The sequence below is a fragment of the Desemzia sp. FAM 23989 genome (assembly GCF_045528345.1).
GTDB lineage: Bacteria > Bacillota > Bacilli > Lactobacillales > Carnobacteriaceae > Desemzia.
Window position 1 is genome coordinate 1 of record NZ_JBGQQT010000031.1, and the last position, 18,028, is coordinate 18,028.

Annotated in this window: 15 protein-coding genes, 2 pseudogenes and 1 other annotated feature; of the genes and pseudogenes, 14 read left to right on the plus strand and 3 right to left on the minus strand. The window is 37.9% G+C overall.

Annotation, left to right across the window (positions count from 1 at the left end):
* Positions 1-117 precede the first annotated feature (117 nt).
* The 7 genes and pseudogenes from ACEN36_RS12160 to ACEN36_RS12190 all read left to right on the plus strand — a co-directional run.
* A pseudogene (locus ACEN36_RS12160) lies at positions 118-426 on the plus strand (DUF6933 domain-containing protein); the annotation flags it as partial.
* Positions 427-630: 204 nt separating this feature from the next.
* Positions 631-999, plus strand: a complete 369-nt coding sequence (locus tag ACEN36_RS12165) for a site-specific integrase (protein ID WP_407126778.1) — start codon at positions 631-633, stop codon at positions 997-999.
* A gap of 167 nt (positions 1,000-1,166) precedes the next feature.
* Positions 1,167-1,391 carry a hypothetical protein gene (locus ACEN36_RS12170; protein WP_407126767.1) on the plus strand — a complete coding sequence of 75 codons (225 nt, stop codon included), beginning with the start codon at positions 1,167-1,169 and terminating at the stop codon, positions 1,389-1,391.
* Positions 1,392-1,758: 367 nt separating this feature from the next.
* Positions 1,759-3,300 (plus strand): ABC-F family ATP-binding cassette domain-containing protein, encoded by a 1,542-nt coding sequence (locus ACEN36_RS12175; RefSeq protein ID WP_407126770.1) that lies wholly within the window; start codon positions 1,759-1,761, stop codon positions 3,298-3,300.
* Positions 3,301-3,514: 214 nt separating this feature from the next.
* Positions 3,515-4,276 (plus strand): sugar phosphate isomerase/epimerase family protein, encoded by a 762-nt coding sequence (locus ACEN36_RS12180; RefSeq protein ID WP_407097518.1) that lies wholly within the window; start codon positions 3,515-3,517, stop codon positions 4,274-4,276.
* A 59-nt stretch (positions 4,277-4,335) separates the two neighbouring features.
* Positions 4,336-4,593, plus strand: coding sequence for a hypothetical protein (locus tag ACEN36_RS12185; protein ID WP_407097517.1), 258 nt, complete (start codon positions 4,336-4,338; stop codon positions 4,591-4,593).
* A 110-nt stretch (positions 4,594-4,703) separates the two neighbouring features.
* On the plus strand, positions 4,704-5,084 hold the full coding sequence (locus ACEN36_RS12190; protein WP_407126772.1) for a VOC family protein: 381 nt from the start codon (positions 4,704-4,706) through the stop codon (positions 5,082-5,084).
* Between the two features lie 201 nt (positions 5,085-5,285).
* Here ACEN36_RS12190 and ACEN36_RS12195 read toward each other — a convergent pair whose 3' ends face one another.
* From ACEN36_RS12195 to ACEN36_RS12205, 3 genes are read right to left on the minus strand one after another with little or no spacing between them, the layout of a single operon-like run.
* Positions 5,286-7,109 (minus strand): ABC transporter substrate-binding protein, encoded by a 1,824-nt coding sequence (locus tag ACEN36_RS12195; RefSeq protein ID WP_407097515.1) that lies wholly within the window; start codon positions 7,107-7,109, stop codon positions 5,286-5,288.
* A gap of 56 nt (positions 7,110-7,165) precedes the next feature.
* The gene (locus tag ACEN36_RS12200) at positions 7,166-8,629 is read right to left on the minus strand and encodes an ABC transporter permease (RefSeq protein WP_407097514.1); all 1,464 of its coding nucleotides are present in this window, start codon (positions 8,627-8,629) and stop codon (positions 7,166-7,168) included.
* A 17-nt stretch (positions 8,630-8,646) separates the two neighbouring features.
* Positions 8,647-10,077: an ABC transporter permease gene (locus ACEN36_RS12205; protein ID WP_407126775.1), complete on the minus strand. Its 1,431-nt coding sequence runs from the start codon at positions 10,075-10,077 to the stop codon at positions 8,647-8,649.
* A 108-nt stretch (positions 10,078-10,185) separates the two neighbouring features.
* Positions 10,186-10,469 (minus strand) — a binding site (T-box leader).
* Between the two features lie 224 nt (positions 10,470-10,693).
* Here ACEN36_RS12205 and ACEN36_RS12210 point away from each other — a divergent pair.
* The 7 genes and pseudogenes from ACEN36_RS12210 to ACEN36_RS12240 form a co-directional block, all read left to right on the plus strand.
* Positions 10,694-11,521 (plus strand): annotated as a pseudogene (locus ACEN36_RS12210) (ABC transporter ATP-binding protein); the annotation flags it as partial.
* Entirely contained in the window at positions 11,522-12,439 is a 918-nt protein-coding gene (locus ACEN36_RS12215; RefSeq protein WP_407126781.1) for an ABC transporter ATP-binding protein, read from the plus strand.
* 157 nt (positions 12,440-12,596) lie between these two features.
* Positions 12,597-12,977, plus strand: a complete 381-nt coding sequence (locus ACEN36_RS12220) for a VOC family protein (RefSeq protein ID WP_407097512.1) — start codon at positions 12,597-12,599, stop codon at positions 12,975-12,977.
* Positions 12,978-13,154: 177 nt separating this feature from the next.
* Positions 13,155-13,994, plus strand: coding sequence for a BglG family transcription antiterminator LicT (gene licT, locus ACEN36_RS12225; protein WP_407097511.1), 840 nt, complete (start codon positions 13,155-13,157; stop codon positions 13,992-13,994).
* A 162-nt stretch (positions 13,995-14,156) separates the two neighbouring features.
* Complete coding sequence (locus tag ACEN36_RS12230; protein WP_407097510.1) at positions 14,157-16,103, plus strand: beta-glucoside-specific PTS transporter subunit IIABC; 1,947 nt, start codon at positions 14,157-14,159, stop codon at positions 16,101-16,103.
* Positions 16,104-16,190: 87 nt separating this feature from the next.
* Positions 16,191-17,612 carry a glycoside hydrolase family 1 protein gene (locus ACEN36_RS12235; protein ID WP_407097509.1) on the plus strand — a complete coding sequence of 474 codons (1,422 nt, stop codon included), beginning with the start codon at positions 16,191-16,193 and terminating at the stop codon, positions 17,610-17,612.
* A 144-nt stretch (positions 17,613-17,756) separates the two neighbouring features.
* Positions 17,757-17,900, plus strand: coding sequence for a hypothetical protein (locus ACEN36_RS12240; protein WP_407097508.1), 144 nt, complete (start codon positions 17,757-17,759; stop codon positions 17,898-17,900).
* The last annotated feature ends 128 nt before the right edge of the window (positions 17,901-18,028 follow it).

The window sequence follows — 18,028 nt, forward strand, 5'->3', positions numbered from 1 at the left end:
TCCATAAGTTGGGTCCTTTTTATTGGTCTTGGATAAGTCATCCAAGTTCAGTATAAAGGACTTTTTTGCATATTGGAATAGGATACATAACATTGTGAAACATATTATGTTTCATGCAACACTAGTGCCTATACACCTATTATTCTACATGATATTAATGCACAAAAGAAAAAGCAATTGCCGGAATTGATTTCTGAAGCGATTCACGTGGCCTTTGATATCGCTGGGGTTTCCAATGAGAAAACGGAAGAATATTTAAAGGTTGCTGGAGAAATTCAAGTAACCACTACGTCTAATCGTTCGGTACTTGGAAGTGTCAATTTGGTGATAGCAGATTTAAGTTTTTTTAGATTGAACATGAATCAAACGATAAACAGTGAAGCCATGACTTTTTTCAGTAATTATATTCATACTCAATTATTTAAACAAGGGTATGGGAGTAGTGTGGAAGCTCTGAAAGAGGCTTTGAATAAACCATTGAGAATAGAAGAGGCTGTTGAAAAGTCCCCTTACTTCATTGAAAAGACATGGGATTACAGTCAGGTTCCTCTATTAGATGATTGGAATATATCTGAAGAAAAATGGGAGGAATTTAGAGATCTTTTAGTGGAACACAATGGAAAAATGTTAATGGAGTTCAAAAGATATCTGGTAGAGGGAAAAGGCTTAAGTAAAAAAACAGCTAAACGTCATGCTGACCAGCTTGATTTTTATCTTAATATTTATTTAACGGATTACGAAAAAGCAACTCCTGTTGACTCTGGTGATTCGGTAGACTCTTTTCTAGGCGATTTCATTGTGCGAAAAGACTTAATGAGTTCAAAGACATCATTGAAACAAACCGGTTCAGCTCTGAAAAAACTTTACCAGTTTTTGTATGAAGCTGGTGAAATTTCTGAAAATGATTTAGACGACACTAATGAATTTATCAAATCCGGAATTCAAGAAGGAGAAGAACTGCTAAGCTCTATTATGGACGATGATGATCTTTGGTTTTAGGAATAGAAAAATGAAAAGGGACTGTTTATAGATGAATTTGGAAGAATAAAGGCAGCGTATTTTAACTGGAATTATATACAACGATTTGACGAATGAGATAGTTGAAGCAAGAGAAACAGTCATTTTGCTTATCAATGAAAACAATAACAGTTTTGGAAAATCATCTGTTGAAAGAGAACCATTCTCAAGAAGGTAATCAAGTCTACCAGAGAAAACGTCCATTTGGAGCCGGAGCTCATCTCAATCAAGGCTTCACAATAGGAGACAACGCGGTTATTGGTTCAGGGAGTGTTGTCTCCAAATATATTCCGTCTAATGTGATTGCAGCGGGAGTGCCGTATAAAGTGATTCGAGAAATCACCGAGGAAGACAAAACGGGATATAAACCGTAAAATTTTAATTACGGCAAAACTAGAAACTATTTTATTACAAGTTAAAAAACTTTCTATCGAATATTTGACTAATATCCTATCCATTGAATCAATGGACTGTCCTTGATATAATGTACCCAATAAATCGAAAGGTTGTGCCTAAATGTACACTATCTAAACAAATCGTAATTGAAGAAGAAACAGATTCTGCTGACAAAGTAGGTTTCTTTGCAACGGTTTTTTTAGATACTTCATTTAAACAACTTTTGAATCGGAAATGGTGTTCCGTCATAGGCGCACCATCCTTCTACCGTTTAAATGAAATTACCCGACTGTCTGCAGAAACTTGCTGGCGGTCGTTTTTGTTTATTAGACAGGGGGAATCAGTATGCTACAAGTGAAAAATTTGACCTTGCATCATTTAATGGATTTGAAAGAGATTGTTAAAGCACTGAGTTTTACCGTCAATCCTGGAGACAAAGTAGCCATCATCGGTGAGGAAGGAAATGGAAAGTCAACCTTATTGAAATGGATCATGGGAAATGAAAGTATTGAATCCTATATTCAAGCAGATGGAGAGGTGATCAATCAATTCAGTAGCACCGCTTATTTGCCACAGTCTTTACATCGAGAATTTGAAGAGCTTACTCTGGATAAGTATTTCTTTGGACAAAGTGACGTTGTCGATATGGACTACCAGCAATTGTATCAAGTGGTCGGCCAGCTCGGCTTTGATGCAGATAGTTTAACAAGTTCTCAACGGTTAAGCAGTCTGTCTGGGGGAGAGAAGATTAAAGTCCAACTGTTAAAAGCACTTGCGAAAGATCCTGATCTGCTATTGCTAGATGAGCCTTCTAATGACTTAGACTTGGATACAGTTCGTTGGTTGGAACACTTTATCAAATCAACTCCTTTAACCGTAATGTTTATTTCACACGACGAATCTTTACTGGCGGCCACAGCAACAAAAGTTATCCAACTTGAGTTGTTACAGCACAAGACAATTCCAGTTGCGACTGTATCAAATTTGTCCTACAAAGAATACATTGAGCAAAGAGAAGCGCGCTTTGAACACCAATCTCAAGTCGCCAACAAGCAACGTGAAGAACACCAGAAGCAAATGGAAAAATATCGCCAAATCGAAAGCAGTGTGCACCACGCACAAGGGAGTGTTTCTAGAGCAGCCGCAGCAGAGGGACGCTTGCTGAAAAAGAAAATGCACGCCGTAAAATCAATGGGAAGACGATTTGAACGAGAAAAAGAAAATTTTGAAGACATTCCAATTCAAGAAGACGCTATTTTAGTGAAATTCTCAAACACTAAACCGTTGCCTGCAAATAAAATCATTCTTCATTTGGAAGATGCCAATATAAAATTAGGAGATAAAGTGTTAGCACAATCACTAAACTTATTAGTAAGAACGCCCCAAAAGATAGGCATTATCGGGAAAAATGGAGTAGGGAAAAGTACCCTGTTGAAACAATTGTGGACAACATTAAGCCAGCGCACGGATATTGAAGCTGGATATATGCCACAAAACTATGCAGATTATTTAGACTTAGAAGATACACCAGTTGAGTTTTTGAGTGAAACTGGGGAAAGCGATGAACGCACTCAAGTAATGACTTATTTGGGAAGCATGCGTTTCACTGCAGATGAGATGCACCACTCAATCCAATCTTTATCGGGGGGACAACAAGCTAAACTGTTGTTACTGAAAATTGATTTATCCGGGCAAAATGTGTTGCTCCTAGACGAACCTACACGGAATTTTTCGCCGCTTTCCCAACCGGAACTAAGAAAGCTCTTCAAGAAATTCGAAGGATCCATCATTACCGTTTCACATGATAGGAAGTTTTTGAAAGAAGTCTGCGATCAAGTGTATGAATTGAGAGAAGATGAATTGGTCAGAGTAGAAGCACAATTGTAATGAGTCGAGCACAACCTAACTTATTTATACGTTGAATTTTTTACGAATCTGGCGTTTTTTTAACAGTTATACATTGAATATCAACTAAATGGATTCTCTTCTCACAAAACGTATACATGATTTTATCCAAAAACATGTATTAATAAAAGTTGTACGCTATGTTATAATAATAGAGGAGTTCATGGAAACGGATACATTAAAAAAGAGAGGTACTATGACCAAACTAGGCATACAGATTTCAAGCGTTAAAAAATATCTTCAAACCCCTGAGGGAGTATTAGAATCGTTCAGAAAAGTCAGCGACATCGGTTATGATACCATTCAAATCCAATGGATCAATCCTGAAGTCCCAATCGAATTCATTCAGGCTGCTTTGAAAGAAACGAATTTGAAATGTATAGGGACACAGGATTATTACGATGTGGTCATGGAACATTTGGATGAGGTCATTGAAATGAACGACCTCTGGGGTGGTACTTATATTACCGTCAGTGGGCTACCAGAGCGCTACCAATCTTATGAGGGCTGTCTGGAGTATGCAAAGGAATTGAACAAGCTTTCAGAATTTCTTGAAACCAAAGAGAAAATTTTAAACTTCCATCCAAGACAGAAGGATGTGTTTCAATATGGGGATAAAAATTCTCTTGAAATCATTTTCGAAAATACGAGAAACGAATTCCAGTTTTTATTAGACATCTATCAGATCATTCACAGCGGTTTAGATCCGATTGAATGGATTTATAAGGTGCAAGGACGAAATGATGTGGTCCACTTCAAGGATGGGGTTGAGGAACCAAAAGGCCAACAGTTGCTTATGCCTGTTGGACAAGGTTCAATCCCATGGGAACCCATCTTTGACGCTACAATTGAAACGGGTGTAAAGTACGCTTTCGCTGAACAAGAGACCTTTGAGAAAGAGCCTTTCCAATGTTTAAAAGAAAGCTACGATTATCTTGTAATGAATGGCATAAAGTAAAACATATTGGTGATTCTAAAAAAGCCGAATCCTTAGCTTAAGGATTCGACTTTTTTAATTTGATATTTATGCTTGGATTACTAATTTACTATTTTGACTACAATGGTCAAACGGTAAAAATAACTGAAAAAGTCATTTTTACCAAATCAATTCCCTTCGCTCAAATTATCGGAAGTCAGTTTTCATTAGTAGATACGAATTACCAAACTATTGGTTTCAATAATGAATTAAAAACGATGTTCAATACGATACTCGTCAATGAGGATAGTCAAGATGAGGTCTATGAACCTATTCTGGATGGATGGATAGAAAGATAAGTGACAATAAAAGGTGTTTTTATTATACTATTGGTAACGGTTACGTTGAGTTGATTATATCAATAAAAACCGTTGGCGAAAATATAAAGTGATGAATAGGAGAGTATAAAATGCACATCGAACACATAGCACTATGGGTAAAAGACCTGAAAGGTGCAAAAGAATTCTATTGCAATTATTTTGGAGCCACTTCAAATGATGTTTACCATAACCCTACAAAAGGATTTAAATCTTATTTTCTAACATTTGCGGAAGGTGCTCGATTGGAATTGATGACGCGTACAGATGTGACAGAAGCTCATGAACCAGCAATGTTAGGATGGGCACATCTGGCGATTTCAGTAGGCAGCAAAGAAAAAGTAGATGAACTGACAGAACAATTGATCCAAGACGGCTACCGCTGCCAAGGACAACCACGCACAACAGGCGATGGCTATTATGAAAGTGTGATCGAAGACCCTGAAGGAAATTGGATAGAGATCACAAAATAGAAATAGTAAGCCCTTATGCTTTAGTGTTAACAGCGCTTTAATACAGTGCTGTTATCCTGAATTATTCTGGATATATAATGTTTTTAAGATGAAGATCGAGGAAAGTAGTTGCAGCTATAATCTATAGGTTGAAACAAATAAAAATCAGTAGTAAGGATCCTGTGTTTTACAGGATCCTTACTACTGATAAAGTATTTCAGCTTATTTTATTGAGTCTAAATACGTTTGATAGAATTCTTCTACTTTAGCTGGATCAGCTACTAGTTCATTTCCAGTGTCTACTAATGGGCTAACCGTAGAATAAGCTTTCAATTTTAACCCATCATAAGCAGTGCTGAGTTCATCTTGGTTGATGGAGTAAAGAATCGATTTACGCAAATCAGCACTGTCAGAAACCTCACGTCCGTTGGCATTAAACAGCATATAAGCTACACCGTTACTTGGCATACTTTGTAACGATAAACTGTCTTCTCCTTCAACAACGTCATATTTTGTTTCATCTAACCCAGCTAACAAGTGAATCTCGCCAGAACGTAAGGCAGATAAAGCACTATCTGCATCTCCGATGAAACGAACCGTTACGTTAGCGATTTGAGCTGCATGTTCTGTGCCAGCCATGTAAGCAGGATTTTTTTGGAATGTAGCTTCATAATCATTTTTCTGAGTCATGATATAAGGTCCACTAGCGTACAAATGATTGTCGTATGTTTCGCCTTCTGTTACGACTCTTTGATCTCCATAAGGAATGTCAGTAGAGATGTCAAAGTTTTCCACATCATATGTGTTGATGCTTTCAACTTGCTCTTGTGAGACGATTCCAGCAGATTGGTGTGCAAGATAATTCAAGACTTGTGGAAATGGTTCTGTAGTGGTCACTTTAACAACTTGGTATTGACCTGAAGCATTATCGACTTGCGCTGCATCTTCTACAACATTAGCAATAGGAGACTCTAAATTAGCCTCTAAAGCTTCTTTGACAGTTCCGTTTCCATCAGATAAAGAAGTATTTTCAAGTTCCGCAAGATCGGTAACTAAACTAACTGAATCAATGTGCTCATGTAAGCTGTATGTCCGGTGATCTGGAACAGAGTTGGAATCTTTAGCACGATTCAGTGAGAAAACAGCATCTTGTCCACTGACCATTTTGTCAGTATCAACGGCTTGTCCATCTTCAACGGCTGCGAAATTAATATCGTCGCGTAAAATGAAATAGTAATCTGAATTACCTTCTGCAATCGCATGGTTGTAACTCAAAGAACCATCAGAAACCACTTGGTCATTATCTGTTAAATTTACTAATCGGACATACATATTAGTATTCAATTGGTTGATTGATCCATCATTGCCTTTGATAGGGTCTAATGAAGTCAAATCACCTATTTGTTGCGTCAATATTAATGGTTCTGTGTCGTTTGAAGCAGTTTCATTAAATTGTACCGTTTCCCAAGGGAAAGCACGTGATTTTGCTAGGCGAATAGAATCTGTGTTTAAAAGATCTTGATTAAATGCTTGAGCTTTTAAAGAAGTATAAAGTGGGACGATATAAGCATTTTCAGTAACTAAAACATCTTCTAATTCTTTATACGTTTCGGTATATTCGTCAGAAGTTTGCAAAGCAGCCTCATTGATCAAAGTATCAATTTCGCTATTAGACAGATCACTATTGTCACCACCTGTGGTAAATAAAGAACGGACAGCATAATCCGGGTTTCCGGTTACCGTTGTCCAACTTGAAATAGCTAGGTCATAATTACCAGCTTCTTTCTGTGTTTGGAAACTAGCGTAATCTGGCTGTGTGTTCAAGGTAACATCGAAACCATTTTTGATCAATTGATCTCTAACAATATTCATGTCGGTTTCATTGCTTGAAGACCCTAATAATTCAATGGTCGTTTTTTCCGTTGTTTCACCCGTGGAAACATCAGAATTGTCATTGTTTGCTTGTTCTTCTGTTTGAACATTACAAGCCGCTAATAAAATCACACTAGTGGTAAGAGTTAGGAAAGATAATAATCGTTTTTTCATTGTACTTAACCTCCAAATTTTTTTTGTTGTGAGAAAATAATGATAAAGAATACCGGCTAGTTTAATTTTGGATCAGTTGCATCTCGAATACCGTCTCCTAAAAAATTAAAGGATAAAACAAGTAAGATAATAGCTAAGCCTGGATAAATAGCCAAATAGGGATTGGTTTCTAAATATTGGCTGCCAATTCTTAAAATGTTTCCCCATTCTGGGATGTGTGCTTCCACACCGAGTCCAAGATAACTTAAGCTACTTGTCGAGATAACAGCAGTCCCAATAGTTAACGTTGAACGCACAATCATTGGAGCCATAGCATTTGGAATAACATGCTTGGAGATGATGCGGCTGTTTGTCTGCCCTAAAGCTCGAGCAGATTCAATGTATTCCAAGTTGCTGACTTGCATCACATTTGCGCGCATCGTTCTAGCGTAAGAGGGAATCGACCCTAAACTTAATGCAATGATCAAGTTCGTTGTTGAAGCTCCAAATGAAGCTATGATCGTAATGGCTAACAGCATGCCGGGAATGGCGTACAGCACATCCAACAATCGCATGATCACGTTATCAGTCGTACGGCCGTAAAAGCCCGATACTGCGCCTAAAATACCGCCAACTACTAAAGGAATAGCTGTTGCAATCAACCCAACCGATAGTGAGATTTGAGTACCATAAACAATTCTCGTAAAAACATCGCGCCCATAATTATCCGTCCCGAATGGATAACGTAAAGAAGGGGGGTGTAAAATAGAACTGTAGTCATTTTGAACAGCAAAAGAATAACTAAACGTCCAATTACAAGTAACTGCTAACATAATTAAGAAAGCAATGAACAACAGTCCGAGCAAAGCAGCTTGGTTTTTAATCAGCTTTTCACGAATACTTGTCTGACGTTTGCCCATATGATCGGGTTTGTTGTTTTGATAAAAAGAAGCTGCTACAAAAAAGACGAGTATATTTCCTGTAAGACCAGTCAATGCAAGAATGAATAAGGTTATTTTTTGAGTTGTTGGTTTCCAGTCAAACCATTTCTGCCCAAAAGCTAAAATGAAGCTGTGAAAGAGCACGATAACTATCATGAGGTAAAATAACGGTAGAAAAGTGTTCGATACAAACGGCTTAAATAGGTTCAAAGCCGTTACAGCAATGACCAGTATATCAACTAATACCATATAAATTGAATAAATCAGGCCAGTCGTTAGTGTTTTTTTAAACGTGGTAATTCCTGAAATAAAAGCAAAGATATTCCCTACTAAAAGACTAGCCATCAAAATCAACGAGCTGACTTTAATGGAAGAAAGGCTTGCTTCAGCATGAAAACCATCTTTTTTAACTGTTTGGAGCAATTTTTGATGCACTAGGCTGATGAATAAATTCAATATACCTATTCCCAGAATCACCGGTTTGAACCCTAATGGTTGAAATTGAATACTTAGCAGTATCCATAATGCAGCATAGCCCCAAGTCAATCCGTTGTTGAAACGGATTTGTTGGTAAATTAAATTTGTTTGATAGGATCTCACTTAAAAGTCACCTGCTTTCATCGTCCGCTTTTGATCCGGGAACGAATTCTTGGATCAATAAAACTGTAAAGTAAGTCAATAAATACGTTGACGATGGATAAGATAATCGCGATATAAACGACCCCACCCATAACACTTGGAATATCTGGGACAAATTGTTTGTCAACGATGTAGCTTCCCACACCATTGATGTTAAATACTTTTTCCGTAACAGAGGAGCCGCCAAGCATGCCGCCAAATTGTAAACCAATGATGGTCACGATAGGAATCAAAGCATTCGGTACAGCATGTCGAAGAATGACTCTTCTATTTGAGAGTCCTTTTGCTCGGGCTGTCAAAATGTAATCCTCATTGATGACCTCCAGTGTCGATGAACGAGTCATACGAGCGACGGAAGCCATCAGGCCGGTTCCAAGAACAACGGCTGGCATAATAAGAGAAGCGGTGTTGTCTGCATTGTAAGTAGCCGGCAGCCAACCCAAGTTAATGGAAAAGGTTAAAATAAAAATCAATCCTTGCCAGAAACTAGGAATGGATATTCCAATCAAAGCGATTAACATGAAAAGGTGATCGAAAGTTGTATTGGCTTTAACCGCAGCATAAATTCCAGCAGGGAAAGCAACTGCAATGGAAAGTATCAAAGCAAATAAGGTCAATTGTAAAGTGACAGGAAAGCGGCGCATGATGGTTGTTACGACACGCTCATTTCCTTCAAAAGCATTGCCTAGATCAAACGTAAAAATACCTTTGATGGTTCGGCCTAATTGAGTTAGGTAGGGGTCATCCAACCCATGAACAGCATTAAAATTAACGATTTGTTCAGGTGTCGCTTGTTCCCCTAAAATATTCGTCGCTGAATCGGAAGGCGACAAATACAATAATGTAAAGACAATAATGGTGACTCCGATAATAACGAACACCATCATAACTAAACGATTAACGATGTAGCGCAAAGTAGGAATGGATACGACCAATAATAGAAAATACATAGGAAAACCTAGAAGTAAAGACAGTACAAACCCAAGAGGTTGTTCTAACCAGTGTGCGGTTTCATTCAAGAAAATCGGCTGCTCGCGGTTTGACTCTTTGTAGTAAGCTTCCACGCGTTCCTGTGTTTCTTTCTGGTAACCCACTCGATAAAGTTCGTTGACCTTTTTTTCCATCTGTGCTTGTGAGCTATGTTGTTTCAGAAAAGCAACCTTCCGTTTTTCCTGGGCCTGCAGCTTGTCTTTTAAAGATGTTGCCGCGCCGCTTTCTTCAAATTCAGTTTTGATTTCATGCTCCACAGTGCGTTTTTCAAACGGTTGGCTTTTTAGTAAGTAGCGGATGAGCACAAGAAGCTGAAAAGGGAAGCTGAGTAAACATAATCCTAAAGCGACAAAGGGTTGCTGTGAAGCTTCCTTATAAGATTGACTGACTTTTTGCAGCCAGTTTGATTTGGTGTGCATGCTATTTCCTCCTTCCAGTTATTTTAGTTGTCAAAGATTCGTTAGACATGTTTTCTGAAAAATATACAAAAAAAGCCCTTAAATGACTCTTCATCGAATGAAGAGCTATTTAAGGGCAAAATGCACTATTTTACGGTTCCACCTTAATGGGTACGAAGAAAAAAGAACTGCCATTCTTGTTTTCTTTGTATGCTTGATTCGGTACGGCGCCATATCATTCAGACGGGTATACCGATTTGCTGTAACGGGCAACCCCGATATGATCTAAAGAATCATTCCCTCAACCATACAACTCCAAGATGCACTTCCAAGTTTTCTTCTAGATCCCTTTCCACCAGACGGGACTCTCTATACTATCATCCAACTTGTACTTTTCTTTTCATAGTTTTTCAGATGTGTTCAATTGTCTAACTAGCCATAAGTATAGCAAACGCTTTTATATTCGTCAAGCGAATATGAAAAAAACTTTTATTTAGTAAGTAATAAGCAAAAGAGGTTTATTTTTCAATTGAATCGTGTTACATTGCTAAGCAAAAGAACTGCCGTTCAGCACTGGAATCCATTTTATGGGTATCATTTTTCTTGGTTTCGGTTAAAAATAGTAAAGGAGTCAATTATGGAAACTCTATTGAATGTAACTAATTTGTCTGTCTCTTTTACGACAGGCAGCAACACACAGCAAGTCACATCTGAAGTTTCTTTCTCAGTTCAAAAAGGAGAAACGATTGGAATTGTTGGCGAATCTGGCAGTGGAAAAAGTGTAACGGCTCGCTCTATTATGGGGCTGTTAGCCCCAAACGCATATGTTCATCCTGAGAGCAATATTGTATTTATGGGAAAGAACTTACTTAACATGACTGAACGAAAAATGCAGGAAATACGTGGGAAAGATATCGGGATGATCTTTCAAGATCCGATGACTTCATTGAACCCAACGATGACAGTTGGCAGCCAAATTACGGAGACTCTTCTTTTTCATGAAAAACTATCAAAAAAAGAAGCAGAAGCCCAAGCAAAAGATATTATGCGTCATGTTGGAATAACTGATGTAGATGTGCGGTACAAACAATACGCCCATGAATTTTCAGGCGGTATGCGTCAAAGGATGATGATTGCTTTAGCGTTAGTCTGCAAGCCGGCATTATTGATTGCAGATGAACCGACAACAGCGTTGGATGTGACCATTCAAGCACAAATTTTAGATTTACTGAAAGAGGTTCAAGAGAAATTTGGGACAGCGATTATTTTGATCACTCATGATTTTGGCGTTGTGGCAAATATGTGCGACCAAGTCCTTGTTATGAAAAACGGGCAAGTAGTAGAAACGGGCGAAACAAAAGACGTTTTTCAGCACCCAAAAGAAACGTATACTAAAATGCTTCTAGCAGCCATTCCAAATTTGCATAAAGAAAAGACAGCACAACAGAAGAAAAAACTTGCAGAAATCCATTCAGGAAAACGAGAAAAACTCCTTGAAATATCTCATTTAGAAAAGCATTTCCCATTAGGCAAAACAGGTCTGTTGAAAGCTGTGGATGATATCAGCTTTGCCATTTACGAAGGAGAAACTCTAGGCTTAGTTGGAGAGTCGGGTTCTGGAAAGTCTACTACTGGGCGAACGATTCTTCGTTTACATGAAGCGACTGGCGGAGAAACTTTGTATAAAGGCTTTGACTTGAACCATCTGTCTCCAAAAGAATTAAAAACCATGCGCAAACACATGCAGATTATTTTTCAAGATCCTTACGCTTCCTTAAATCCACGAATGAAAATTCAAGATATTATTGGAGAAGCTTTGGATATTCACCACTTAGCAAAAAATAAGAAAGAACGAAATGAAAAAGTAGCAGAATTGCTGCGTTTAGTTGGGTTGGATGAAATATTTGCACAACGTTACCCACATGAATTCTCAGGAGGGCAGAGGCAGCGGGTTGGTATTGCGCGCGCTTTAGCAGTAGATCCTGCATTTATTGTGCTCGATGAGCCATTGTCTGCTTTAGATGCTTCTATTCAAGCTCAAATTGTGGAACTTTTAGAAGAGTTACAAGAAAAATTAGGATTGACCTATTTGTTTATTGCCCATGATTTAGCCATGGTCAAACAGATATCAGATCGAGTAGCTGTGATGTACAATGGCCAAATCGTAGAGCTGGCGGATGCGGAAGAATTATTTTCTAACCCTATTCATCCGTATACGAAAAAATTGTTGTCGGCTATTCCAGTTCCAGATCCAGTTTATGAGACTTCTAAAAAAATGACGAGTTTAGTGACCGATGAAAAAGCTGACTTTTATCCGAAAAATAGTGTCTTTAAAGAAGTTGCTGCTCATCATTGGGTAGCACAAACAGCTGAAAGGGAATAAAATGGCTAGATAGATATGAGGTTAAGCAACAAGAAAAAATGGTCCGCTCTAATCATCAAAGAAGATTGTCGTTGTTTTCTAACAAAAATCAGCGATAATTTTTTTGGAGCGCTTTCTTATATGAAATTAAAAATCAGGATAAAGGAGAGGTGTCGGCATGCACATCGAACATATAGCACTATGGGTAAAAGATTTAGAAGTAACAAAAGATTTCTACTGCAATTATTTTGGAGCTGTTTCAAATGATGTTTACTACAACCCTACAAAAGGATTTAAATCTTATTTTCTAACATTTGCGGAAGGTGCTCGATTGGAATTGATGACGCGTACAGATGTGACAGAAGCTCATGAACCAGCAATGTTAGGATGGGCACATCTGGCGATTTCAGTAGGCAGTAAAGAAAAAGTAGATCAACTGACAGAACAATTGATCCAAGACGGCTACCGCTGCCAAGGACAGCCACGCACAACAGGCGATGGTTATTATGAAAGTGTGATTGAAGACCCTGAAGGAAATTGGATAGAAATTACAGTGTAAAAAAACAAAATTAAATAAATAAAGAAAGGGCTTGCATAACTAAAAATGACGTGTTATTATCTTTTTAAGGATTGTTACTGGTTATGCAGGCAAAACCTAAATTGCTACGAAATGATAAGGATTTGTCATTTGGTATCAGTTTAGGTTTTTTTATTTGGAAGGGGGGATGTTCTCTGCATGCGAGTCAAAAAAGTATTTAATAATAATGTAGTGCTTGCAGCAACAAACGAACAATCCGAATTGATCGTCATGGGAAAAGGAATCGGCTTTCAAAAGAAATCCGGAGATGATATCGAAGAAGATTTTATTGAAAAGAAATTTGTCATCCAAGAAGACGAGCCGGCAGACCATTTAAAGGCTGTCTATCAAAATCTTCCCGTTGAAGAGTCAGATGCTGTTTTCGCCATTATTGTGAAGGCTGAACAAGATCTGCAGCAGACTTTCGAGTCAAATGTCTATCTGACATTGGCAGATCATATTCACTATGCTATCCAAAGAACGGCTGAGGGAATCAATTTGAAAAATCCTTTGGCTTGGGAAGTAAGACGATTTTATCGGAGAGAATACGAATTAGGGAAAGAAAGTTTAGCTATTATTGAAAAATATACCGGCACAATGCTAGATGCAGATGAAGCAGCTTCGATTGCCTTACATTTTGTCAATGCTCAAAAAGAAGGGCAAATGATTGAAGAAACGATCAAAGTAACACGAATTGTACAAGACATATTAAATATCGTTCGCTTGCATTTTGGAATGGTCTTTAATGAAGATTCTATCTCCTATAATCGTTTTTTAACTCATTTGCAGTACTTCAGCCAACGGGTAGTTTCCAAAGAAACCTACCAAACTTCTCAAGATACCTTTTTGCTTGAACAAATTAAAGCTAATTATCCGGAGGCATTAAACTGTACAGAAAAAGTAGCTGTTTATATTGATGAAAGTTATCAGTTCAAAGTCTCTCCAGACGAAAAAGTCTACTTAACCATTCACATTCATCGAGTAGTAAACCATATCTAATTAAATACACATCTGATCTTAAAGGATTGTTACTGTTCAATCAGGCAAAACCTAAGCAGATAGCACAATGGAGTAAGGGAAACTGCGCTCATTCGTTGCTATCCGTTTAGGTTTTTTATTTTCAATAAAATAAAAAAATAGAGAAAAGAAAGAGGGATTCAAATGAAATACGAAGATTTAGCAAAAGATATCTTAGAACACGTTGGCGGCAGCGAAAACGTAAATAGTCTTCATCACTGTATTACGAGACTTCGTTTCAAATTAAAAGACGAAAGTAAAGCAGATACGGAGTATTTGAAAAAGCAAGAAGGAATTGTAACCGTTATTAAAAGTGGTGGTCAATACCAAGTGGTTATTGGAAATCATGTACCTGATGTTTATAATGCAGTTGTTAAAGTGGGAAATTTGAGTGATGGAGGAGAAGTTCCTGCTGATGAGGAAAAAGGAAATATTTTAAACCAGTTTATTGATATCGTTTCCAAAATTTTCCAACCTATCTTAGGTCCGTTAGCGGCTGCTGGGATGTTAAAAGGGTTAGCGGCAGTCTTAGTGGCAGCTGGAGTTGCGTCTACTAGTGGAACGTATCTATTGATCCAAGCTGCTGGAGATGGTTTATTCCATTTCTTACCGATTTTTCTTGCTTATACGGCAAGTAAACGTTTTGGGTTAACTCACTTTACTGGTATGGCAATAGCAGCTGCGATGCTTTATCCAAGCTTGGCTGTTCCAACAGATATTGCACCATTGTACACATTATTTGGAGGCACTATTTTTGAATCTCCAATCTATCTGACGTTCTTGGGGCTTCCAGTTATTTTAATGAGTTATGCATCTTCCGTCATTCCCATTATTTTAGCCACTTATGTAGGGTCAATTGTTGAAAAGTGGGTAAAACGTGTCATCCCTGATGTAGTGAAATTATTCTTAGTACCGTTTTTCACTTTATTGATTGTTGTACCAGCAGCTATTTTGGTCATTGGACCTATCGCGACTTGGTTATCTACATTGGTTGGAGCGAGCGTTTCAGCTGTTTACAATTTAAGTCCAATTGTGGCAGGAGCTATTATGGGAGGATTTTGGCAAGTACTCGTTATGTTCGGATTGCAATGGGGTCTTGTGCCAATTGCGATTAACAATATAGCGACAACTGGATTTGATACTTTCCTTGCTACTACTGCTGGAGTTTCATTTGCTCAAGTTGGAGTTATTATCGCCATATTATTGAAGACTAAGGAAGCAAAAGTGAAACAATTGAGTATCCCAGCGATTATTTCGGGAATGTTTGGTGTAACAGAGCCAGCTATTTATGGGATTTCGTTACCAATGAAAAAACCATTTATATTAAGTTGTATTGCAGGGGGAGTTACGGGTATGTTGGCCGGATTCTTCCAATTAACAAGTTACACAATGGGAGGGTTAGGAATATTCTTACTTCCGTCAGCTATTGATCCATCTGGTGTCAATAATTTCAATATTGTGGAACTGCTTATAGTTATGGTAGCTGGTTTAGTTTTGGGATTCTTATTCGTATACTTTACAAAAATACCTACTTTATATGAAGATACAGTTAGTGAAACAGCAGAAGTATCAGTAAATGATGCATTGGCATCGTCCGTTTCAGGATCAGCTTCAAAAAACATTGAAAATGCAACACAAAAGGATTTGATCGCTAGCCCCATGACTGGAGAAGCTGTTGAATTAGCTACTATACAAGATGAAGCTTTTGCAACAGGCGCTTTAGGCAAAGGGATCGCGATTCAACCGATTGATGGAAAAGTATATGCTCCAGCTAATGGAACAATCACTATTTTATTCCCAACGCTGCATGCGATTGGAATCACAACAGAAAATGGAACAGAAATTTTGATTCATGTAGGAATGGATACGGTTCAATTAGAAGGAGAAGGTTTCACCTCTCATGTGCAACAAGGAGACAAAGTGATTGCAGGGCAATTATTGTTAACTGTCGATTTAGAAGTTATACGGAATAAAGGTTATGAGACCGTCACTCCAGTTATTGTAACCAACACAAATGATTATATGGATATTTTATCCACCAAAGATACATCACTAACAAATGGAGATTATTTATTGTCGATTGTGGGTTAATGTGTTTTTTGATGGAAAGGTTAGTAGAAGAAAGAGGCAGTTCATTAGTGATACAATCAAAAAAAGAGTTCAGAGAGGAAGAAAAAAATGGTAAACGAATTTCCAAAAGGATTTTTATGGGGTGGCGCAACAGCAGCCAATCAATATGAAGGTGCTTATAACGTTGATGGAAAAGGCCTTTCAGTACAAGACGTGACTCCAAAAGGCGGTTTTGGTCCTATTACTGATGGACCGACTGAAGATAATTTGAAATTAGAAGGTATTGATTTCTACCATCGTTATAAAGAAGATATTGCGTTATTTGCGGAAATGGGCTTTAAAGTCTATCGGACTTCAATTGCTTGGTCGCGTATTTTTCCTAATGGAGATGAGAGTGAGCCAAATGAAGCAGGTCTAGCTTTTTATGATAAAGTTTTCGATGAATTACACAGATATGGTATCGAGCCGTTAGTAACGTTATCTCATTACGAAACACCATTGCACTTGGCAAGAGAATACGATGGTTGGGCAAACAGAGACTTAGTTGGTTTTTATGAAAAATATGTACGGACTGTATTTAACCGATACAAAGATAAAGTAAAATACTGGCTGACATTTAACGAGATCAATTCGGTTTTACATGCGCCATTTATGAGCGGTGGCATTGCTACGCCACCTGAAGAATTGTCTAAGCAAGACTTGTACCAAGCGGTTCACCATGAATTAGTAGCGAGTGCTTCAGCTACCAAAATTGCCCGGGAAATAAACCCTGAGTTCCAAGTAGGGTGTATGGTTCTGGCTATGCCGACTTATCCAATGACACCAGATCCAGATGATGTGGTAGCTGCATTGAATGCAGAACGCCAAAATTACTTGTTCTCAGACATTCATGTACGCGGAACATACCCTGGTTACATCAAGCGCTTCTTCCGTGACAATAACATTGAGATTCATTTCGAGGCAGGAGATGAAGAATTGTTGGCTGAAAATACCGTTGATTTTATCTCATTTAGTTATTATATGAGTTCAACAGCGGCAGCGGATCCTGAAAAATACAATCAAGGAGAAGGAAATATTCTCGGTGGAATCCTCAATCCTCATTTAAAAGCTTCCGAATGGGGCTGGCAAATTGACCCTAAAGGATTATATATTGTCTTAAACGAATTTTATGATCGCTATCAAAAACCGTTATTTATTGTGGAAAATGGTCTAGGTGCTGTCGATGAATTGATCACAGATGAAAACGGCAATAAAACGGTCAACGATGATTACCGTATCGATTATATGAATGACCACTTAGCACAAGTTGGTGAAGCGATTGAAGACGGCGTAGAAGTAATGGGATATACTTCTTGGGGCTGTATTGATTTAGTGAGTGCTTCAACTGCAGAGATGAAAAAACGTTATGGCTTTATTTATGTGGATCGTAATAATGATGGTACAGGAACGCTGGATCGTTACAAGAAGAAGAGTTTCTATTGGTACAAAGATATTATTGAATCAAATGGAGCAAATTTAAGAGCTGAATAAAAAATAGAAACCAGTTTGCAGATTCCAATCTGCAAGCTGGCTTTTTACTGTAAAAGAAGCTGGTTTTGCTGGTTTATTTTGAAAGCGAAAAAACATGAAATTTAAAAACCCGATTATCAGCGAATTTTATCCAGATCCAAGAATTTGCAGAGTGGAGAATGCGGTTTGTTGTCAAAAGAAGTTGCAGGCGGATTTACAAGGAACGTTTTTGGTCTATATGTCACAGGAAATGGTGATAGGAGTTTGAATAAGGCTTTTTTCAATTGGTTTGATTATAAGGGTCTCTAATTAATGCCTACTGAACAATTGGGCTAATTTGAAATGGAGAAAAGTTCAATAGAACTAAACAGCTTTTTTTCCGATTTTTCAGTTGTCCAAAAAAAGAGCGCAAGCGATTGCGATTAATGTTATCTACA